The following is a 19,570-nucleotide window of genomic DNA, read 5'->3' as shown; positions in this document are numbered from 1 at the left end:
TTCTAATTCTTTATGCTGTTTTTTTTATAGTTCTTGATTACAAATGCTTTATCCAATCTTTTATTAATTCCACCCCCTCTGTATGTATCATCGATCGCGCAAGCTCAGGCATGGCCGTTCCGGGTTCCGTGCTGTTCATCCTGTAATACAAGATGGACTTATCGGGAGAACCGGGCACGAGGTCAAAATCCAAGCCCCCAGCTCCAGAACCTGCTGAAACCGGCCCCTTATGATAGCCCAATCGTACTGTATCCGTTTCGGTATATTCCAGGAACAATCCTGTATTGAAAGCATCCCCACCTCTACGGTGACAGTGGCTGCAGTTAATGTCCAGATATGCCCTAGCGCGCTGCTCACGGCTGAAATTCGCTTTATCTAACCAATTCGGCAAAGCTTCAACCTCTTTCAGGTCCGGTAAATTTTCCAGATGACCCGCCTTCGCTAACCAGACCAGTTGATTTTCGGTCTGACCAGCTCGGGTATAATTCATGTTCCTTGCTTTTGGACCAATTGGTAATAATTTTGAATCCTTGATGTGACAGCGCTTACAATCATTGGTATTAGGCACCATATAATTGGTCTTGTGCAATTTCCCCTCATCATCTTTCAGGCTGATAGGCAAGACCACACCACGGATAAATTTCACCGCATCATCCTGTTTCTCATCCCACAGATAGTTCATCACCTTCCAATTATGGTCGGCGGGGTCCTTTACTAACAGCCTGGTTTCAATCATGATCTTCTCATCATCGCTGTTTCGATAGGCAAAATTCTTGATGATGATGGTCGAATCCGGAAACTCCAATTCTTCATTGTCCACATACTTCATCTTGCTACCTTCCGGCAAAACGATAAATCGATCTTTGATAGCATAATCTGAAAATAACGCACTGCTCAGGTCATAAGAAATCAATCCAGGATTAGGATTCAATTCCGAAAGCTTTCCTTTGAAGAAACCATAATCAGATAGTTTCTCCTTAAACTGGAATTCAGTAGGGGTATTTTGCTGTTTCTTACCTTGGTTTTGACATGCTTGAACCATGAAAACCAAGAGCAAGAAACAACTAGATATCTTTATCAAGTTAGACATGTCTACTTACATTCAAATGGTTGAACATTGCTGTTTGGCTTCCATTTCGCCGGATCTTTAACATTGGCGAAATCAGCATTCACAAACATATTTTCCCCAGGTTGGTTGATACAGACCTGATCAGGATTTGGCGTTGTTCCTTGGGTCATGATATTGCTGGTCACCCCATCATATAGAATCGCAGGGATCCTCTTGTTCTTTCTGTTAGGATCGATTCCATTCATTTGCTGTTCAGTGGCAATGATCAATTGCCCTACCCTATGCTCATAGGCCGGTTTGGGAAATTCATTCCCCATGGTTATCGTATTGCCATAGATCTTGATATTTGTCGGGATCGGCGAGTATTTATCATTGATTTTCTCTGCCGCCTTATCGTCTACGGTAAATCCAGAAGCGATGGTTACGGCTGAGCTATTATTATTGGTAATCTTGTTATCAAAGATCTCAACATCCGAAGTGGCCAAAATAATGACTCCGCTACCCGGTGAGGCATTTCCCACTCCCCAGGAAGTACCGAAGCTTCCAGCTTTTGCAAAGTTCCTGAAATTATTATCATGGATATTGTTGTTGTAAGCCTTGATCCTGCCGCCACGCTGGGACAGATCAGGAAGGTCGAACACCAAGAATCCAGCGGTATTATCGTAGAATTCATTATCATAGACTTCTGCATCCGTCGAGTTCTCGATTTCGCAACCGGCCACATTTTTGGCCGCCTTGCTGTTCCTTACGATAGCACCCTTGGTCTGCCCTACATAGATTCCCGCATCCGAAGCGCCTTCTGCATAGCAGTTTTCAATCAGTACATTGCTACAGAGAACCGGATAGATACCATAACCTCCACTGGTCGAATCGGCAGTACTCCAGATCGCATGCAGCTCGGAAACCACGATATCCTTACCATTGTTTATTTTCAGGAGGTCCCCTTTAGAATCCCTGATTTCCATACCCTGTATCTTGAAGTTGGTCACATCTGTAACGCGGATACCTTCACCCCCTTGCTTCTGGTCCTTAAAGTTCAACTTCGTTTTCGTCGGTCCTGCACCGCGGATCAGGATATGGTTTACTTGAGCAATGCTCAAGTTCTGGAAGTTATAGTTTCCCTCTTTCAGGAAAATCTCCGTACTGTCTTTTAGCGAGAGGAATGCTTCCTCGATCTTTTCTTCCTCCCCAGGGCCGAAACTCAATTGCGTTCCATAACCACTGGTCTTATCGGCCGAATTTTTACAGCCGACCAACAGGGCCAAACAGAAGATTGCAACTATTGAAATGCTTTTCATGTGATTTGTTTTTTTGGTTAATCTTAAAAAATATTATAGGCATAGCTAACGTAATACATCGCTCCGATCCTCGGGTTAGCAATACCTGTAGTATAGTATTTGTTGGTAATATTGGTTCCTCCGATGCGGATTCCCGAACGTGCTTTCAGGATCTTATAACTGATCTGCGCATCGATTACAGTCGAAGATGGAATTTGGCCTTCGCCCAATCCGCCTGCTGCTGCATAATGAAAACCTGGTTTATACCTTAAGGTAGTATTAAATGACCAAACTTGTTTCTTTCCGAAACCACTATTTCCAAATTCCATGTTCACATGGTAGTTTGGCGTATTGAAATTATTGATCTGGCTATTGTTCTTATTCTTCAGGAAGTCTGAGAAGTAATTCACCTTCGTCAAAAAGTTCTTGCCTAGATCCACGCTCACGCTGGCTGCATAACCATAGGTATTTACCGTTTCACCACCATTGAAAGCCATATTGTAGGTCACATATTTGCTTTGGTCCTTAAACGCATTTACATCATCGGTACCCGGGCTATTCGCCACATTCGCGTAGCCAATAAAGTTTTCCCAGGTAGAGAAATAGCCTAATACATCAAACATGACGCGCTTCGCAATCAATGCTGCATAGCCTACCTCGAATGAATTGACCGTTTGGGGTTTAATATCATCGTACTCAAATTTCTTTAGCACAGTAGGATCATTGGTTTGCTGGAATTCCTGGACACTTGCCAAAGTATATGGCGGGAATTCGTTGAAGTGATAATGATCGTTCAACAACAGGTTCGAACCACCCGAAGAGTAACTGTTATAACCATTCATGGTATTCTGCAAAGCCTGGATATTAGAAGGGAAACTATAGGCATTCTGATAAGAGAACCTCAGGTAATTCTGATAAGCTGTCTGGAAGACCGCCGACGCTCTCGAGGTCAATTTTGGCTTGCCGAATAGGGTATTCTTATCCAATCGGAAGGACGTATTCAGGGTCAAGCGATCGTCGACCAGACGTTTTCCAAGAGATAGATAGCCACTATATTCTTTCACGTTGATCGGCTTGTCCAAATCAGGGAAAAGCGTGTTTTTGGAGTTCAGGCTGTACAGTCTCCAGTTTACACCAGCAATGACATCCATAAATGGAATCAGCTTCCTGAAGTTATACTGGAATTCAGCGTTATACAGTTTTGAGCGATCCAAGAAGAGTGTTCCCCCCTCCGAGATAGGCGTTTGGGAAATCTGTTTTTTCAGTGCATTAAATCCTTCAGAGCCTTCTACCAATCTTCCTTGATCAGCGAATTGCCTAGCGGCAATATGGGCCGCTTGCATATCCGATCCCGTTGCCAATGCTGTCACCAAGGCTTCGGTATATTCAGGGTACCATCCACCTACATTGCCATCATAACTTACTTTCCAACCCTCATTGATCAACTGCGATGTCGGTCCCGCAATCAGCGTATTTCCAGAATTTTCACGGGTTGTATAGGCCCTAACGAACCAATCTTCACTCTTCAGCTCCAGTCTGTACTGCGCCACCTTGAAATCATTGATCTGATATCGGGTATCATTGGTATAGACGATGTTCCCTGTACCAAAGGTCCCCGATGCGATGGCTTCCAAATCGGAATTTATCTTATATCGAAGTTCAGTGTTCACCTTAAACATGTTGGCATTATTGTCCAAGTAGCCCCATTCTGGGTACCCTGTCCTAGCCACATAGTTTGGTTTTGCCAACATGGGCTCGATCAATGGCGTCAAAGCCGGATTACCCATCATGGCAGCATATAGGAAAGGATTGATATCCGTATTTGTTGCACTTCCATACATATTGATACCATTGTAATTCGGATCTACATCTGGGCCTCCTGGCCCATTCTTGTTCTGCATATCATTGGCTACCCAATCATTTGCTTTCGAATACTGAGCATTGATCTTAAAGGCAAATTTATCGTTTACGGTATTGGCATATCGGATGACCCAATCGTAAACCGGCGATGCCGATACGGGGTCATTGTTCTTTTTGCTATTGACATGGTTTACCCCTTGTGTCACCAAAACGCTTAACCCTTTATACTTAAACGGATCTTTTCCGGTCATTACCATGGTTCCGTTCAATCCCCTGGAACCATAGAGCGCCGAAGAAGCTCCTGATAATAATTCAATATTGTCTACATCCAGTTGCGTAAGCCCGATAACCGATCCCAATGGGAAGTTCAGTCCCGGAGCCTGGTTGTCCATTCCGTCTACAATCTGGGTAAAGTTGGTATTACCACTGGTATTGAAACCCCTGGTCGTAACCGAGGTAAAACCCAAGCTGGACACCGTAACATCTACCCCACGTAGGCCCTGCACCATATCCATATAGTTGATCTGTGGCGAGTTCTGCACATCTTTGGTACTGATCTGCTCAATGGTTACCGGAGAAGACAATTTGGTCTGTACGGAACGGCTTGCGGAAACCACCACCTCCTGCGCTAAGGTGGAAGTTGGGACGAGGTCGATCAAAATAGGGCTTTGATTGTTTTCGACCAGCACTTCCTGCTTTTCATAGCCTATGGAGGAAATCAATAGGGTCAGTGGAAAGCCTTTGTTCAACCGCAGTTGAAAGTGGCCTTTATCGTCAGTAAAGGTTCCTGCACGATCATCTTTGACGCGAATAGAAATAGCCGTTGCGGGCTCTTGGGTAATCTGGTTTTTGACAACACCTTGGACAATCTGTTGGGAAATTGCGGCAAAAGGTGCAAGAAAGCAAATCACCAAAATTATGTAGGCAATTTTTCTCATGGTTATTTGGTTAGTTTATAATTCGTTACAATTACAAACAAGCTCCATAAACTCAATTACCTTGGGGATCTGCTTAGTCTATTTTATTCCTTCAAATATTAAAGTCACGAGGGTCTTTATGTCTTTAAGGCTCTGAGTATAGTCTATATTGGTTTCTCTCTTGAGAATAGCTTGTTGCTCAACATTATGCTTCAGCGCATCGGTGAAATTGATCAGTACGGAAGCCACTTCCTTTGGATCTTTCATCCTGATCTTCTTCTCTTGGATGGCCTTTTCCAAAAGGGCCGTCAAGAATTCCTTTTCACGATGCATCAGGGCATCATACAGTTCAAAAAATCTAGGCAGAAGTTTGTGCAAGGTCTCAACCGAAACGCGGTTCATATTCAACACCTGGGTGTAGTAATTGAACCTTGACTCCAGATAAAAGGCCACACAATCCTCGATCTCGGTCTTCTCTGCTGTAGCTTCTTGTAGAGTTTGGATATATTTTTCTCCTTCGCGCAGGGCAACCTCGATAAATATGTCCTCCTTCTTTTTGTAATAATAATACAACGATGTTTTATTCAGCCCAACGGCCTTCGCAATATCTTCTAAAGTGGTTTTATCTAAACCATAGCGCTCAAAACATTCCATCGCGGCCTGTTCGATCCGACTCTTTACCTGTTCTCTTTTATTCATCGCTTGACTAAAGTTAAATAATAGTTTTTCATTTTTCAAACAATTTGTTAAAATATTTGAAAAACTGGTTGAACACATCCGTTTTTAAACAAAATTTCGATTATTGTTTTTAAAAATGCTCAAAAATCCACTGATTATCAAGGCTTCCGCTTGATATTTAGAAACTATTGTTGAGGAAGTTTTCTGTTTACCTATCCTGAGGCAAGTTAGCAATGTAGTGCCCAACCATCTTTCCCGTGAAAATACAACCGCCCAAAAATGTACCTTCCAGGGAATTGTAACCATGCATCCCACCACCACCAAATCCAGCGGCTTCTCCTACCGCAAATAGGTTTGGAATGCAGGTTCCAGAATGATGAAAGGCCTGACCATTTAGGTTGGTTTCTATCCCACCAAGGGTTTTTCGGGTCAGGATGTTCAACCGTACGGCAATCAAAGGGTAATGATGGGGATCTAATATCTTATGGGGTTTTGCCGTTCGCGCGATCCTGTCGCCAAAGTAACGTCGGGTATTCTGTAGGTAGCTGACCTGAAAATCCTTGCTGAACTTATTGTCCAATTCCAAATCCCGCGCTTCCACGATAGCACGCACATCTTCCAGCTTCAAGAGGTTTTCACCACTGAGCTTGTTCATGCGCTCCACAAGGTCTTCGATGGAATCTGATACAATAAAATCCTTCCCATGCTCCTTAAATGCTTCCACGGGCGCGGTCGCTTTTTTCCCAAAGAGCCTCTTCACGATCAGTTTATAGTCTTTATTGGTCAGGTCTGGGTTTTGTTCCGATCCTGAAAGTGCAAATTCCTTTTTGATAATACTTTGGTTCAATATAAACCAGGAATAGCTTTTCCCTGTTCCTTGTATATGTTTAAGTGTTCCCAGTGTATCGAATCCCGGATAATATGGCGCCGGCAATCGGCTTCCATAGGCATCCAACCAAATCGATGAAGGCCCCGGAAGGATACGGATACCATGATTAGGCCAGATGGGCGCCCAGTTTTCCAGACCTTCCGTATAATGCCACATCCGGTCCTTGTTGATCAATCGTACGTTGGCTTCTTCTGCTGCTTGCAACATCTTGCCATCCACATAGGCCGGCACGCCACAGACCATCCTTTCCGGAGCGGTGCCCAACCTCTCTGGCCATTGCTTCTTCACCATCTCCAGATTCGCCCCGATTCCACCACTGGCAATAACCACCCTGTTTACCTCAAACTCAAAGGAGCCGATAACCTCTCTATTGCTTGCCTTCCCTCTTTCTGCATCATCCTCCTGCAATTGATTGCCGAACAGCTTGATCGTATCATCAGAAACCACCTCCATTCTGTTTACCTGATGCCTAAACTTAAACTCCAATAAACCTTTCTTCTCCATTTCTAGGGCATGTTCCGCAAAAGGCTTCACTACTCCAGGACCTGTTCCCCAGGTGATATGGAATCGAGGAACCGAATTCCCATGTCCCTGTGACCGACCATCTCCTCTTTCAGCCCAGCCCACAATCGGGAAGAACCGCATCCCCAAGCCCTTGACATAGGCATACTTTTCCTGATGGGCAAATTTCAGGTAAGCCTCTGCCCATTGCCTTGGCCAATGGTCCTCCGGCCTATCAAATGCTGCACTCCCCATCCAGTCCTGCCTTGCCAATGCAAAGGAATCCTTTACCGATAGCCTTCTTTGTTCCGGCGAATCGATAAAAAACAGACCACCGAAAGACCAAAAAGCTTGACCGCCCAAGTTATTCCTGTTCTCTTGATCCAACATAATGACCTTTTTGCCGGCTTTAGTGATCTCATAGGCCGCAACTAAACCCGAAAGGCCAGTTCCAATGATTAGGGTAGTGGATTGGCTCATAATTGATTTTTTAAGAAAGATAGGAAAAAATATGCTTAGAAATAAAAAGGCTAAACCGCTAATTTCTTTGCTCCTGAGCATAAGTCGATCGCAACTTTTAATCCCTTTTCTAATATTCAGACCAACTGCTACAGGTTTACACAAGATGTTCCACGGAGAACATAAGGTTCCAGCAGACATAAGATGCTAATAATGAAGAACTAAAAAACCAATCTGCATTCCCAGCCTATTTATTAAAACATGCTGGTCTTGGATCTTTCCACTTGGACCTTGTTTTACCCATATTCGGGAATCATCTCAGCACGCCCGAACTGGCCAGACTCATTCTGCTAGCAAACCTGAGCATTTCCCGAATGTGTCTCGAATGAGTCTCGAATAAAACCCCTATAAACGCAGGAAAATCAATGCTAAAAATCTGGTCATTTGCAGGGCAAAAATCAGCCAAAAAAAGCAAAAGCCCGACTATTCAAAAACAGCCAGGCTTTCCTGCGAGCATTGATGAAACTTAATTAATTAACTAGCATTATAACTATAAACGGCATCCCAATCGACATTGCTTGCCTTGTTCGCCAACGTAAACGATTTTTCTGGATCAGTGGCTTCTCCCCAAGTTCCTATTTCAGCATCCTTGGTAAAATCATCATAGAATATCTGTTTCCTCTCTGTACCTATATCAGCAATAGGTACAGGGTGGCCAGATACACTGCCGTTGGTAGTGCCGGAGGAGTTTTTGACATCGATGGTTTTTTTGTCGGTTTCTCCTTCGGCATTGGTACTGGTAAGCGTTACTTTATAGATTCCAACAGTTTTGTAGGTATAGGTTGGGTTTCCCTCACTTGATTTTCCGGTTTTGTCGCCAAAGTCCCACGATAAGTAGCTATAATTTTGGGATTCATTCTTGAAATGGACCGAAAACTTCGCTTCCTTATCTACTTCACATGAAAAATTAGCCTTCGGTGCTTTTACTTCTTCCACATCCTCCTCTGTGTTGTTACACGAATGAAGGAATAATGGACAGGTATTAATAAAGCAGGCGTTCAGCACAAAAATGTTCACACTTTTCATTGTTTTCTTATAATGGTTATCAAATTCTTTGGATCCATATTGAATATCCAAATTGAGTGATTTCAGGCTGGAACCTTTTGCTGTATGCGTTTTTCTTTTTGCTTGAATTGACATTTCCTTCCAGGATCAACGATAGATACGGAAACAAACTGCTGGTTTATTTTAATGGGTAAATGGCTCAAAAAGAGATAAAAACAACGGAAAATTTAAACTACTGTTTAAAACATTTATTATTAAATAAATTTTAATTTCATTATTTTTAAATGACCCATCCTAATTCATAGTGAAAAAAATGTACAAGTTCCTTACCTTTTTTTCTATCCTATGTCTGTGTTATATTCACGTATCGAGGGTTAGTTCGCAAACCAAGACTAGGATAAAGTTTAGCCAGCTGAGTATTGAGGATGGGCTTTCCAGTAGCGCCATTGAGGCTATCGTGCAGGATAGAGATGGATTTATCTGGTTTGGAACAGAGGATGGTCTAAACCGGTATGATGGATATCAATTCCGGATATATAAGAACAACTATAAAGACCCACAAAGCTTAAGCGACAATTTCATCAATGATCTGTACCTTGACCGACAAGGTCGGCTGTGGGTTTCGAGTTCCAATGGTTTAAACCTTTACAACCCCTTGGACGATACCTTTACACCTTATTTCTTTAATTCGACGAAGGTCGGTAACAATATCCATGGGCTGGTTGAAGATCAAGCAGGCACGCTCTGGGTATCCAGTAATGAAGGTCTGTTTATTCATTCCAAAAAGGAGCATAAATTCCAGGGGTATATACCCGAACATGCAGACCTCAAAAACGGTCCCAAGAATCAATTTGGGGTCCTTTTCGTGGATAATAAAAATAGGCTATGGATTGGTACGCGGGAGCATGGTCTATATCTGAAAGCCTCCAATGGCTCGATTAGCCGGGCTGAGCAGACTTACCCCTTATTGGCCAAGATCAAAGAAGCACAGGTCATCCAGGAAGACCGGCATGGAAATATCTGGATCGGAACTTCTGGTCAAGGCGTATTCAAAATACAGGCCGGCAATCAGCGTGTACATCAATATGTCCATGATCCATTGGACAACAGGAGCATCTCTAGCAATGTGATCAAAAGTTTGGAGGTGGATCAGCAAAACCAAGTGTGGGTCGGCACAGAAAACGGTGGTCTGAATCTATATCTAGAAAGGGAAGACAGGTTCCATCATTATGAGAATCCACTCAGAAGTCTAAATGGCGTATCCCAAAAAACCATTTCCTCAATCTTTGAGGATAGGCAGGGAAATATCTGGTTAGGGACCCATCGGTCTGGGATAAACTATTTCAATCCCTTGATGGACAATTTTGAGTTTTATGGAGATGGAATTCCATTTCGGGACTTGAGCTATAAGGATGTTAAGTCATTTTTTGAGGATAGCGACGGCACCATCCTCATAGGGACCGATGGGGCGGGCCTAAACAGTTGGGATAGGAAAACTGATCGGTTCCGCTATTACAGGCACAGTCCTACAAATGCAAACAGCATCGGTTCGAATGCAATCTTGCATATCATGAAAGACCGTGAAGGCAATTTATGGGTCAGTACTTGGGGCGGTGGCTTGAACTTGTTTGATCGAAAGACGGGTAAGTTCAAACGGTTTATGCATGAGGATGGCAATGTGCAATCCATCAGTTCCAACTACGTTTGGCGGGTATTTGAAGACAGTAAGGGCAATCTTTGGGTTGCCACCTCCTATGGCGGGCTAAATCTCTTTAACCCTCAAAAGAGCAGCTTCAAAAAGGTCAACTGGACAAACCATAATAACCCGAAGATAGGCACGGAACAGAGTTATTACAGCATAGAGGAGGATGCGCAGGGCAGGTTATGGCTAGGAGCCGATGGCGGGATCCTCCATTGCTATGATCCAAAGACCCAAAACCTAAAGGAATATAATTTCGCAGAGATTCCAAATTATCCTGCGTCCACCAATGCTGTAAGGGTAATTTATAGGGATAGCAAAAATAGGTTATGGTTTGGTCAGGAGGGTTTGTTTCAGTATGACCAAGCAACAGATCGAATGGTACCCGAGTTCCCTGAATCAACCTTGAGGGATGAAGCAATACAGGGAATCTTGGAGGACGATCGTGGAAATCTGTGGATCAGCAGTAAAAACGGCTTGTTCCGTTACCATCTGCAGACCAAGGATATCAAGCATTTCAATTTAAATGATGGCCTGCAAGGCATGGAATTCGGCCCTAATACCGCCCTTAAGACCAGTTCTGGGGAACTGCTTTTCGGAGGTTACAATGGATTCAATGTATTGGACCCAGGTCATATCGAAACCAACCTTGTTGCCCCAGATATTTATTTTACAGACTTTCAAATTTCGCATAAAAGCCAGAAACCCCATCAGGAACATTCTCCATTGACCCAACAGATAGCAGCAACGGATGAAATCACATTAGCCCACGATCAAGCAACTTTCACTATCGCCTATACGGCTTTGAACTTTATTGCTAGCCCTAAAAATCAATTTGCCTATAAGATGCTGGGCTTGGACAAGGATTGGAATTATGTAAAAGATGTCAGGTCCGTTACTTATACCAACCTCAGTCCGGGGGATTATATCTTTATGGTCAAGGCAGCGAACAATGACGGCGTATGGAATGAAACGGGGAAGGGTATCAAGATCAGTATCCTCCCTCCTTTTTGGCAGCGTTGGTGGTTCAAGGTGATAATCGTCAGCCTGGCACTGGGTATAGCCAGTTTCTACCTGCTCTTATACCGTAACCTGGAAATCCGTAAGCTCAAGAGCTTGCAGCAGGAAGAAATCCATGATGTACAATCGCAGTTCTTTACCAATATTTCCCATGAATTTAGGGCTCCTCTTACCCTGATCATGGGTGCATTGGAGAACATAAGGAACAACCAGCATTTAGAAAAAAGCCATCGCCTGATGGAAAGGAATGCAGAACGGCTTTCCGGTCTGATCAATGAAGTCATGGATTTCCAAAAGATTGAAAGTGGTTTGCGGACCTTGCAGGTAAGCCTGAGCAATATGAATGTCCTGCTGAGTGACATTGCCGAGGATTTTGCGGAATTGGCTTTGCAGCGAAACATGAAGCTGCAGCTCGAGCTACCGCAGATACAGAAAATCGCCTATTGCGATAGAAAAGTTATTGAAAAAATCATGCTCAATCTGCTGGACAATGCCTTTAAGTTTTCTCCTGACCAAAGTACGGTCAGGTTTTCACTGTTAAGCAGCCTCAAGTACCATCAGACCGGTTTGGACCATCTATTGCAGATCAACCAAGCCCTCCCCAATGTGCATTATTGCCATATCCTAGTTGCCGACCAAGGAATCGGCATCCACAAAGAGGCCTCCAAAGGACTTTTTGAGCGCTTTTACAGGATTTCAAATGAACATATGGGTTCCGGAATAGGGCTTGCTTTCGTCAAGAGCTTGGTGAGCCATCATCGCGGATATATCAATGTATATAGCCGAAAGGATGTCGGTACGGAAATCATTGTGAGTATTCCCTATCGGAGATCTGAATATCGTTCGGATGAGATTTCATATCAAGACAGTCCAGGACTGAAGGGGTATGAAGGGCAGCTTGCCACAAAGCAGGAAGACTTGAGCATTAATGTTAACGAACCTCAAAAGCATTTGCCTCATGCTGAGAGGATACTCTTGATTGATGATGACAGGGAACTGCGAACATTTGTCAAAGAGAACCTTGAGCAGGACTACGAAATATTGGAGGCTGAAAATGGTGAACAGGCATTGGAAATGATGGAAGATCAGCTACCCGGCCTGATCATAAGCGACCTGATGATGCCTAAAATGGATGGAATGGCGTTCTGTCAAACCTTGAAGGATACCCCAGCCTACAGCCATATCCCTATAATTATGCTGACGGCAAAGGAAGAGACAGCTACCCGGTTGGAAGGCCTAGCACATGGGGCGAATGTCTATCTGACCAAACCTTTCAGTATGCAATTGCTCAGGTTGACCATTGCGAATCTTTTTATGCTGGGAAAAAACCAGAAAGAAAGACATATTCTAGATTTCCAGCACTCTGCGGCATCCGTGGTTCAGCAAAAAAGAGAAGAGGTCTTCATGCATACGCTTATGGCTATTTTAGAAAAGCATCTGGACGACCCCAACCTCAAGGTGGAGGTTTTGAGTAGGGAAATGGGCATGAGCCAGTCAAAATTCTATAAAAAGATCAAGGAAATCACTGGAAATAATATCTCTGAATATGTGCGCAAGGTCCGGATGGACCGCGCTCGACAGATCCTGCTGAGCGAGGATACTACGATAACACAGGTGATGTATCGGGTAGGGATTTCCTCGTCTTCCTATTTTACTTCAGCGTTCAAGAAAGAATTTGGGGAGACTCCTTCAGAGTATTTGAAGGGTGTGAAGGGGTAAAATCTATAGAATATTAAGGAAATTCCCATAAAATGAATGAATTAAGGAATCGAATTTTAATATTGAGCCTTAAAACAAATCACTATGTGATCCAGTTCTTGTTAATGAAATTAATTTGATAGTTTCATCCTGTTTCCAGATCAAAAGCCAGTCGTTCTGAATATGACACTCCCAAAAACCTTTATAGTTGCCTATCAGCTTGTGAGGTTTGTATTTTGGCTTGAGGGAACCTTTTTCAACTAATTGGGTGACGACTTCATCAAGGAGTAGCAAGTTTAGGCCACGCTTCTTAGCATTTTTAATATCTTTTTTAAATTTTTTGGTAAGCTCAAGCCGGTACATTACGAAAAAAGCTTTTTTCTAAATTCATCGAGACTCGTTTTGGTTGTCTTACCAGATTTAGCCTCTTTTATCGCTTTTTCTGTTTCCTTATTATATCGAGATTCTTGAATCTCTACAAATGGAAGTGTTTTCAGGTATTCATAGAATACCTTTGCTTGCTTGCTACGCTTATCTATTTTTATGGTAATTTCCATTTGATACACATTAATGATTGCTCCAACTAATTTACTAAAAAATAAGATTCTTCTTTATCGAACAGCTAGAGATGGGAGAATTTCTATAACACGTACCATGCTCTCCGGTTAAATATTTTGGATTAATAATTACACTTCCCAAATACACTTTTAATTTATACAGCCCCTTTCCAGTCAATAAAGGGCTATTGCGACCTATTGAAGTAATAAAAATTTTACAAAAACTAACGTTCTGAATATTAATGAATTAACATAAAACTGTAGTGTATTTGTGTATGATATTTTCGTTTAAACATCTCAAAATCCTTCATTCTGTAGTGACAATGTAGGGCCATGATTTTACTCTCGCATAAAAGTTTTGTTGGAACTTTAATAATGGATTTTCCTATCTCGAAATTTTAATCCGTCTTGGGGAATACGGGCGGCATAGACCAGGGATTTTGAATAACCAATGATAAAGAAAATCACAATTAAACTATAAACCAAATTTATTATGAGAATCTTTCAAATTAAATGGACACAGAGCGTCACTTGGGCTATGTCCCTCTTTACATTGCTCGGAATGGTTTCCTGCGAAAAGGAGACTACAATCACTGAAAACCAAGTCGAAGAATTTAAGGCAACTGCACGCGCAGCTACCTACAGCTTGGTATGGTCTGATGAGTTCAATTACTCTGGCCAACCCAACAGTCAGAAATGGAGCCACGTCATTTGGAATCCAGGACAGGTAAACAACGAGAAACAGGCTTATACCAATAGGCTTGAAAACACGCGTGTTGAGAATGGAAACCTGATCATTGAAGCGAGAAGGGATTGGGGGAATGGACATGAGTACACTTCAGGCCGCTTAAACTCTAAAGCTGGCTGGACCTACGGCAGGATGGAAGCTCGCATTAAAATTCCTTCAGGTTGGGGAACATGGCCAGCTTTTTGGCTTTATCCAAATGATGAAACTAAATATGGCTGGAACAATACGACCAATTACTGGTGGCCAAACTGTGGTGAAATTGACATCTTGGAGCATGTGGGCAAGGACCAGAACAATATCCATGGTTCTGTGCATAGCCGGGATTATTATTTCAGGATTGGCAACCAGCGCACCGGAAAAACCTATGTGGGCGATGCGACCTCGAACTATCACGTATATGCCGTCGAGTGGTCTCCTGACCGCATCGACTTCTTTGTCGACAACAATAAATACTATACGGTACATAACGACTATTCGGGTTGGGGTTCTTGGCCATTCAACCACGATTTCCACATCATCCTGAATCTAGCGGTAGGCGGAGATTGGGGAGGTGATCCAGATCCAAATATCTGGCCTAGAAGAATGGAAGTAGATTATGTCCGTGTTTATAAGATGGAAAACAGCTCTGTCATCGGGCGTACAATCAGCTTGAAAGGAAGCAATAATCTTTATGTAACTGGTCAGGACGGTAAAAGCCCTATTTTCTGTAATAAGCCAAATGCACAGGCATGGGAGCAATTTACCGTGGTTGACGCCGGAAATGGAAAGGTTGGCCTACGGAGCATGAATAAGTATCTCTCTTCCGAAAACGGTCTTAAGCCCATGACTTGTGACCGAGAAAACATGGGGGACTGGGAAAAGTTCACCTGGGAGGTCATGCCTGATGGAAGGGTCGCATTAAAGGGAAATAATGGTAAATATGTTTCCTCAGAGAATGGACTTAAGGCAATGACCTGCGAACGAGATTATCCCCAAGCATGGGAAACCTTTGCATATAATTAGTTAGAATAATAAATTCCCAAAAAGCCAGTGGTCCAATGGATCACTGGTGTTTTTGTTAACAAGATTTATGCTTCATTATAGAATCATTTTCCTTGCAATTTTAGGGTACTTTGTACCTGCTTTGACCTGTGCACAAAGCCAAGATCGTTTGATCTTTGTGGGCAAAACCGGATTAAGGTTGGAAAAAATGGATTGGTCCATTGCTGGAAATTTAGAGGGTACTAACCCCAATATCAAATCAGAGCTGGAGTGGACAGAGTTGGTCATTGCAGACTTTTCCATTGCTTCTCGATTTAAATTTACTCCTAAGTTTTCTGTAGAAGCTGGAGGAAGTTTTGGAAAGACCCTAAGCGGCAATGTTTCAGATATCGATTATTTGGGAGATAATCGAACCAATCCCTCCTATCAACTCCAAATAAAAAACAAGAAAGGCTCTGACCATTCCTTTTATGGCCATCTAGCTTATTCTTTTCAGCCAAGTGAATCTTTGGATATAGAGCCATTGGTTGGATATAAGACTTCCTCGCATAACTATTGGTTGTCAGATGATGGAATCGAGCAGGGAGGCAATACGTTAAACAGTTCCTATAAAACGAATTGGAAGGGACCATATGCAGGTGTCAACATGATTTATAAGCCAATGGAAAGGCTAGCCTTCCAAACAAACCTTCAATATCATCAAATCAACTATCGCGCGGAGGGTAATTGGAACCTGATGACTCAATTTGCCCATCCAAAAAGCTTTGAACATACCGCAAAAGGGTATCAAGTTTCAGCATCGATATCACCTATTTGGACTGTCCATCAAAACTTAAGGTTACTCCTGGACTTAGGCTACCATTACGGCCATACAGCTGATGGAAATGATTTGGCGTTTATGGCGGATGGAACGCAAGGTTATACCCGCTTGAATGCTGTTTCCAGAAGTTATTGGCAAGGTAGGATAGGCATAATTTTTAACTTCCTTGAAATTTAAAGGAAATCAAACACAGAGGGGAATCTATCCTTCGGTATGCCCTTTAATGCATCATTATGTACTATAGCTTGTTGCAACAATCTTTTTAAATATTTATTTTGTAATATTACATAGCGAATTTTAACCTATAGGTTATCCCCCAATACTTTTTTATGAACTATTGCTTTAGATTTCTATTTCTGATATTATTATTTATTTCACTGGATAGTTTTGCGCAGGGCACCATTTCTAAACCACAGATATTCAATTATACAAGCAGCATCTATAAGGGGGGATTGCAGAATTGGTGTGTGGCCCAAGATTCCAAAGGGGTCATGTATTTTGGGAACAATGAAGGTTTACTATCCTTTGATGGCAGAAACTGGCGGATTCACCCACTTCCAAATGCCACTGTGGTTCGCTCGGTGGCCATTGACAAGAATGACCGGATATATGTAGGTGGACAGGATGAACTTGGGTATTTTGAAGGTGATGATAAAGGCATGTTGGTCTTCCATTCCCTGAAAGAGAAGCTACAGGAATCTGAGCGGTTTTTCTCTGATGTTTGGCATACGGAAATATTGGGAGATGACATCTTCTTCCATACCTCCCTGTATATCTTTAGACTCAGTCATGATAAGATGGTGGTGGACCGGGCCAAGAGCAGCTGGCAGTTCTTGGGACAGGTGAAGGGTGATATGTATGCGTATGAAGCCGAAATGGGCTTGATGCGGTATGAAAATGGCATCTGGAAATCCATATTAAAATCTACGGACATCGCCTCTGATGTGATTACGGATATCGTCAGTTATAATGCAGACACCCTACTCATCTCTACCCTTCGGAACGGTCTGTATACCTATATCAATGGACAGCTTGCCCCTAAAATTATTAAAGGCTATACCAATCTCAATTCCTATCGCATTTCTTGTCTGCAAGATCTTGAGAATGACCGATATGCAATAGGCACCAATTCTGGAGGATTATTTATCATCAATGCCTCTGGGGATGTGATGCAACATTACGTCTACAAGGGCGGTCTGCAGACCAACCATATACGAGCTATATTTACCGATAAAAACTCCAATCTATGGCTAGCAACCGATGATGGCATAGACTATATCACCATCAACAGCAGTGTCGGGTATATACAGCCGGATCAAAACACAACAGTCAGCGCGTATTCGCACCTAATTTATGGGGGCCGACTGTTTATAGGAACGTCAAATGGCCTTTATGCGACCGATTTGCTCAATGGCAATAGAGGTAAGGATATTGGAATGTCTCAAGCTCATTTCAAAAAGATAGCACATAGCGATGGACAGGTGTGGTCTTTAAATGAATTCAATGGCAGACTTTTGATGGCACATGAGGACGGAAGTTTTGAGATCAAGGGCGATCAGGCGAATGCGATCTATAGATCCATCGGGACATGGCTTCACAAAGCCACCACGCGGGTCCTGCCGTTTGAGCGATTGATAGCGGGTACTTATGCAGGTTTATGGTTGATTGGCTTTGATGGCAATAATTTTAATGAGTTGGGCCATATCAACAAGTCCAATGAATCGCTGCGATTCATTCATTATGATGATAATGCAAATGCCGTTTGGGTGTCCCACCCCTATCGTGGAGTGTCGAAGCTTTGGTTGTCGAAAGACTTCAAGGAGGTCGTCAAGGAAAAATCATATACCCTGCCTGAGGCAGAGTCTTCTATCCTCCACAACTATCTGTTCTTTATCAAGAACAAGGTGATTGTCTGTAATCCCAACTATATCTATGAATATGACGAAAAGGCCGATCAATTTGTAAAATCAGCAGATTTTGCGGCATTAAATGGTCTGCCGATTCAGTACATGAAGGAAGACAAGTTTGGCAATATCTGGTTCGTCAGCAATAAACGATTGAGCGTCCTGGATTATTCAAAAAGCAGTAAGCAGCATCCATTCATTCTCAATCATTTTCCGATGTTGAATGGAAAGATATTGGGAGGATTTGAGTCCGTGTATGTACATGATCTAGAGAATGTCTTTATCAATGGACAGAAGGGCGGGATTCTCCTAGACTATAAAGGTTATCTGGAGAAGGCCATCAAACCCAATGTATTGCTTCGGTTGATCAAGATATCGAATCAGGCCAAAGAGGAACAGGTCCTATATGGAGGTAATGGTAGCACTGCGGCTGAAGACCGGAAAATCCCCAATGCTTTCAATACCGTTCATTTTGAATTTAGTTCAACAAATTATGAGCAGCAGGAGCAGGTAGAATACAGTTACCTGTTGGATGGATTGGAGACAAAATGGTCCTCTTGGAGCAACAAAGGAGAAAAGGAATACACGAATCTAGGGCCAGGAGACTATGTCTTCAAGGTCAAGTCCCGCAATGGAGTAGGAAATGAATCTGAAGAAGCTACAATTGCCTTTACAGTTGCTCCACCTTGGTACCTACATCCCTTCATGTATGTGCTGTATGCCATATTCTTTATCTCCTTCCCTTTCTGGATTTTGGCCATGCAGCGCAAAAAACTGAGAAGGGTCCATCAGCAGGAGCTTCAGCTTACCCAATTGGAAATCGAGAAAAAAGAAAAGGAAGTCATCAAGTTACGCAATCAAAACCTAGAGGCGGAAATAGGTTATATGGACAAGGAATTGGCCAATTTAACCATGAACATTATTCAGCGCGGTGAGGCCCTTGGAAAGATTAAGGAAGGGATAAACCGATCCATGGAAGGCATAAAAGATGCGGAACTCAAGAGCAATTTCAAGCAATTGACCCGGATCATCCGATCGGCAGAACAAACCAATGATGATTGGGAGAAATTCAATATTCACTTCAATCATGCCAATGAAAACTTCTTTTTGCGCTTGAAGAAAGAGCATCCCGACCTGACCCAAAAAGAGCTGCAGCTATGTGCATTCCTAAGGATGAACCTGTCCTCAAAAGAAATTGCGCAGTTGATGCATGTTACAGCCAAGGCTGTTGAAGTAAGTCGGTATAGGCTTAGAAAAAAACTGAAGATAGACCCAGAAATCAACCTTTATAACTACCTATTGGAGTTTGCAAAACCTGAGACACCAAATTAAGACAAGGGAAATATTTGCCTGAATCCCCAAAATAGGTACAAACAGCACTGAGGGAAAACCGTAATTATACAGTGCTGATTATCAGTTGTTAACAAT

12 protein-coding genes are annotated in these 19,570 nt (G+C 42.7%); 4 read left to right on the top strand and 8 right to left on the bottom strand.

What is annotated here, in order from left to right; translation table 11 throughout:
- Positions 1 to 37: 37 nt before the first annotated feature.
- The 6 genes from NMK93_RS00445 to NMK93_RS00420 all read right to left on the bottom strand — a co-directional run bounded on the left by NMK93_RS00445 (position 38) and on the right by NMK93_RS00420 (position 8,850).
- Complete coding sequence (locus NMK93_RS00445; protein ID WP_254526692.1) at positions 38 to 1,090, bottom strand: SO2930 family diheme c-type cytochrome; 1,053 nt, start codon at positions 1,088 to 1,090, stop codon at positions 38 to 40.
- 2 nt (positions 1,091 to 1,092) lie between these two features.
- Positions 1,093 to 2,367, bottom strand: a complete 1,275-nt coding sequence (locus NMK93_RS00440) for a parallel beta-helix domain-containing protein (RefSeq protein ID WP_185212840.1) — start codon at positions 2,365 to 2,367, stop codon at positions 1,093 to 1,095.
- A 23-nt stretch (positions 2,368 to 2,390) separates the two neighbouring features.
- A complete protein-coding gene (locus tag NMK93_RS00435; RefSeq protein ID WP_254526693.1) occupies positions 2,391 to 5,144 on the bottom strand; it encodes a carboxypeptidase-like regulatory domain-containing protein in 2,754 nt (917 codons plus the stop codon).
- Between the two features lie 78 nt (positions 5,145 to 5,222).
- Positions 5,223 to 5,822, bottom strand: a complete 600-nt coding sequence (locus NMK93_RS00430) for a TetR/AcrR family transcriptional regulator (protein WP_185212838.1) — start codon at positions 5,820 to 5,822, stop codon at positions 5,223 to 5,225.
- Positions 5,823 to 6,009: 187 nt separating this feature from the next.
- On the bottom strand, positions 6,010 to 7,671 hold the full coding sequence (locus NMK93_RS00425; RefSeq protein ID WP_254526694.1) for an FAD-binding dehydrogenase: 1,662 nt from the start codon (positions 7,669 to 7,671) through the stop codon (positions 6,010 to 6,012).
- Between the two features lie 513 nt (positions 7,672 to 8,184).
- Complete coding sequence (locus tag NMK93_RS00420) at positions 8,185 to 8,850, bottom strand: PKD domain-containing protein (protein ID WP_254526695.1); 666 nt, start codon at positions 8,848 to 8,850, stop codon at positions 8,185 to 8,187.
- A gap of 178 nt (positions 8,851 to 9,028) precedes the next feature.
- Here NMK93_RS00420 and NMK93_RS00415 point away from each other — a divergent pair, with 178 nt between their 5' ends.
- Positions 9,029 to 13,153 (top strand): hybrid sensor histidine kinase/response regulator transcription factor, encoded by a 4,125-nt coding sequence (locus NMK93_RS00415; RefSeq protein WP_254526696.1) that lies wholly within the window; start codon positions 9,029 to 9,031, stop codon positions 13,151 to 13,153.
- A gap of 69 nt (positions 13,154 to 13,222) precedes the next feature.
- On the opposite strand, the gene NMK93_RS00410 is transcribed toward NMK93_RS00415, so the two are convergent.
- Both NMK93_RS00410 and NMK93_RS00405 read right to left on the bottom strand, forming a co-directional pair.
- Complete coding sequence (locus NMK93_RS00410) at positions 13,223 to 13,495, bottom strand: type II toxin-antitoxin system YafQ family toxin (RefSeq protein ID WP_254526697.1); 273 nt, start codon at positions 13,493 to 13,495, stop codon at positions 13,223 to 13,225.
- On the bottom strand, positions 13,495 to 13,689 hold the full coding sequence (locus tag NMK93_RS00405) for a hypothetical protein (protein WP_254526698.1): 195 nt from the start codon (positions 13,687 to 13,689) through the stop codon (positions 13,495 to 13,497). The genes NMK93_RS00410 and NMK93_RS00405 overlap by 1 nt, the downstream gene beginning before the upstream one ends.
- A gap of 493 nt (positions 13,690 to 14,182) precedes the next feature.
- Here NMK93_RS00405 and NMK93_RS00400 point away from each other — a divergent pair, with 493 nt between their 5' ends.
- The 3 genes from NMK93_RS00400 to NMK93_RS00390 all read left to right on the top strand — a co-directional run bounded on the left by NMK93_RS00400 (position 14,183) and on the right by NMK93_RS00390 (position 19,474).
- Positions 14,183 to 15,439 (top strand): family 16 glycosylhydrolase, encoded by a 1,257-nt coding sequence (locus NMK93_RS00400; protein WP_254526699.1) that lies wholly within the window; start codon positions 14,183 to 14,185, stop codon positions 15,437 to 15,439.
- Positions 15,440 to 15,506: 67 nt separating this feature from the next.
- Positions 15,507 to 16,415, top strand: a complete 909-nt coding sequence (locus NMK93_RS00395; protein ID WP_254526700.1) for a hypothetical protein — start codon at positions 15,507 to 15,509, stop codon at positions 16,413 to 16,415.
- Positions 16,416 to 16,567: 152 nt separating this feature from the next.
- A complete protein-coding gene (locus NMK93_RS00390; protein ID WP_254526701.1) occupies positions 16,568 to 19,474 on the top strand; it encodes a triple tyrosine motif-containing protein in 2,907 nt (968 codons plus the stop codon).
- Positions 19,475 to 19,570 lie beyond the last annotated feature (96 nt).

The organism is Sphingobacterium sp. LZ7M1, from assembly GCF_024296865.1.
Taxonomy (GTDB): Bacteria; Bacteroidota; Bacteroidia; order Sphingobacteriales; family Sphingobacteriaceae; genus Sphingobacterium.
Note: the sequence above shows the minus strand (reverse complement) of the source record. Positions and strands in the feature narration are given on the sequence as shown.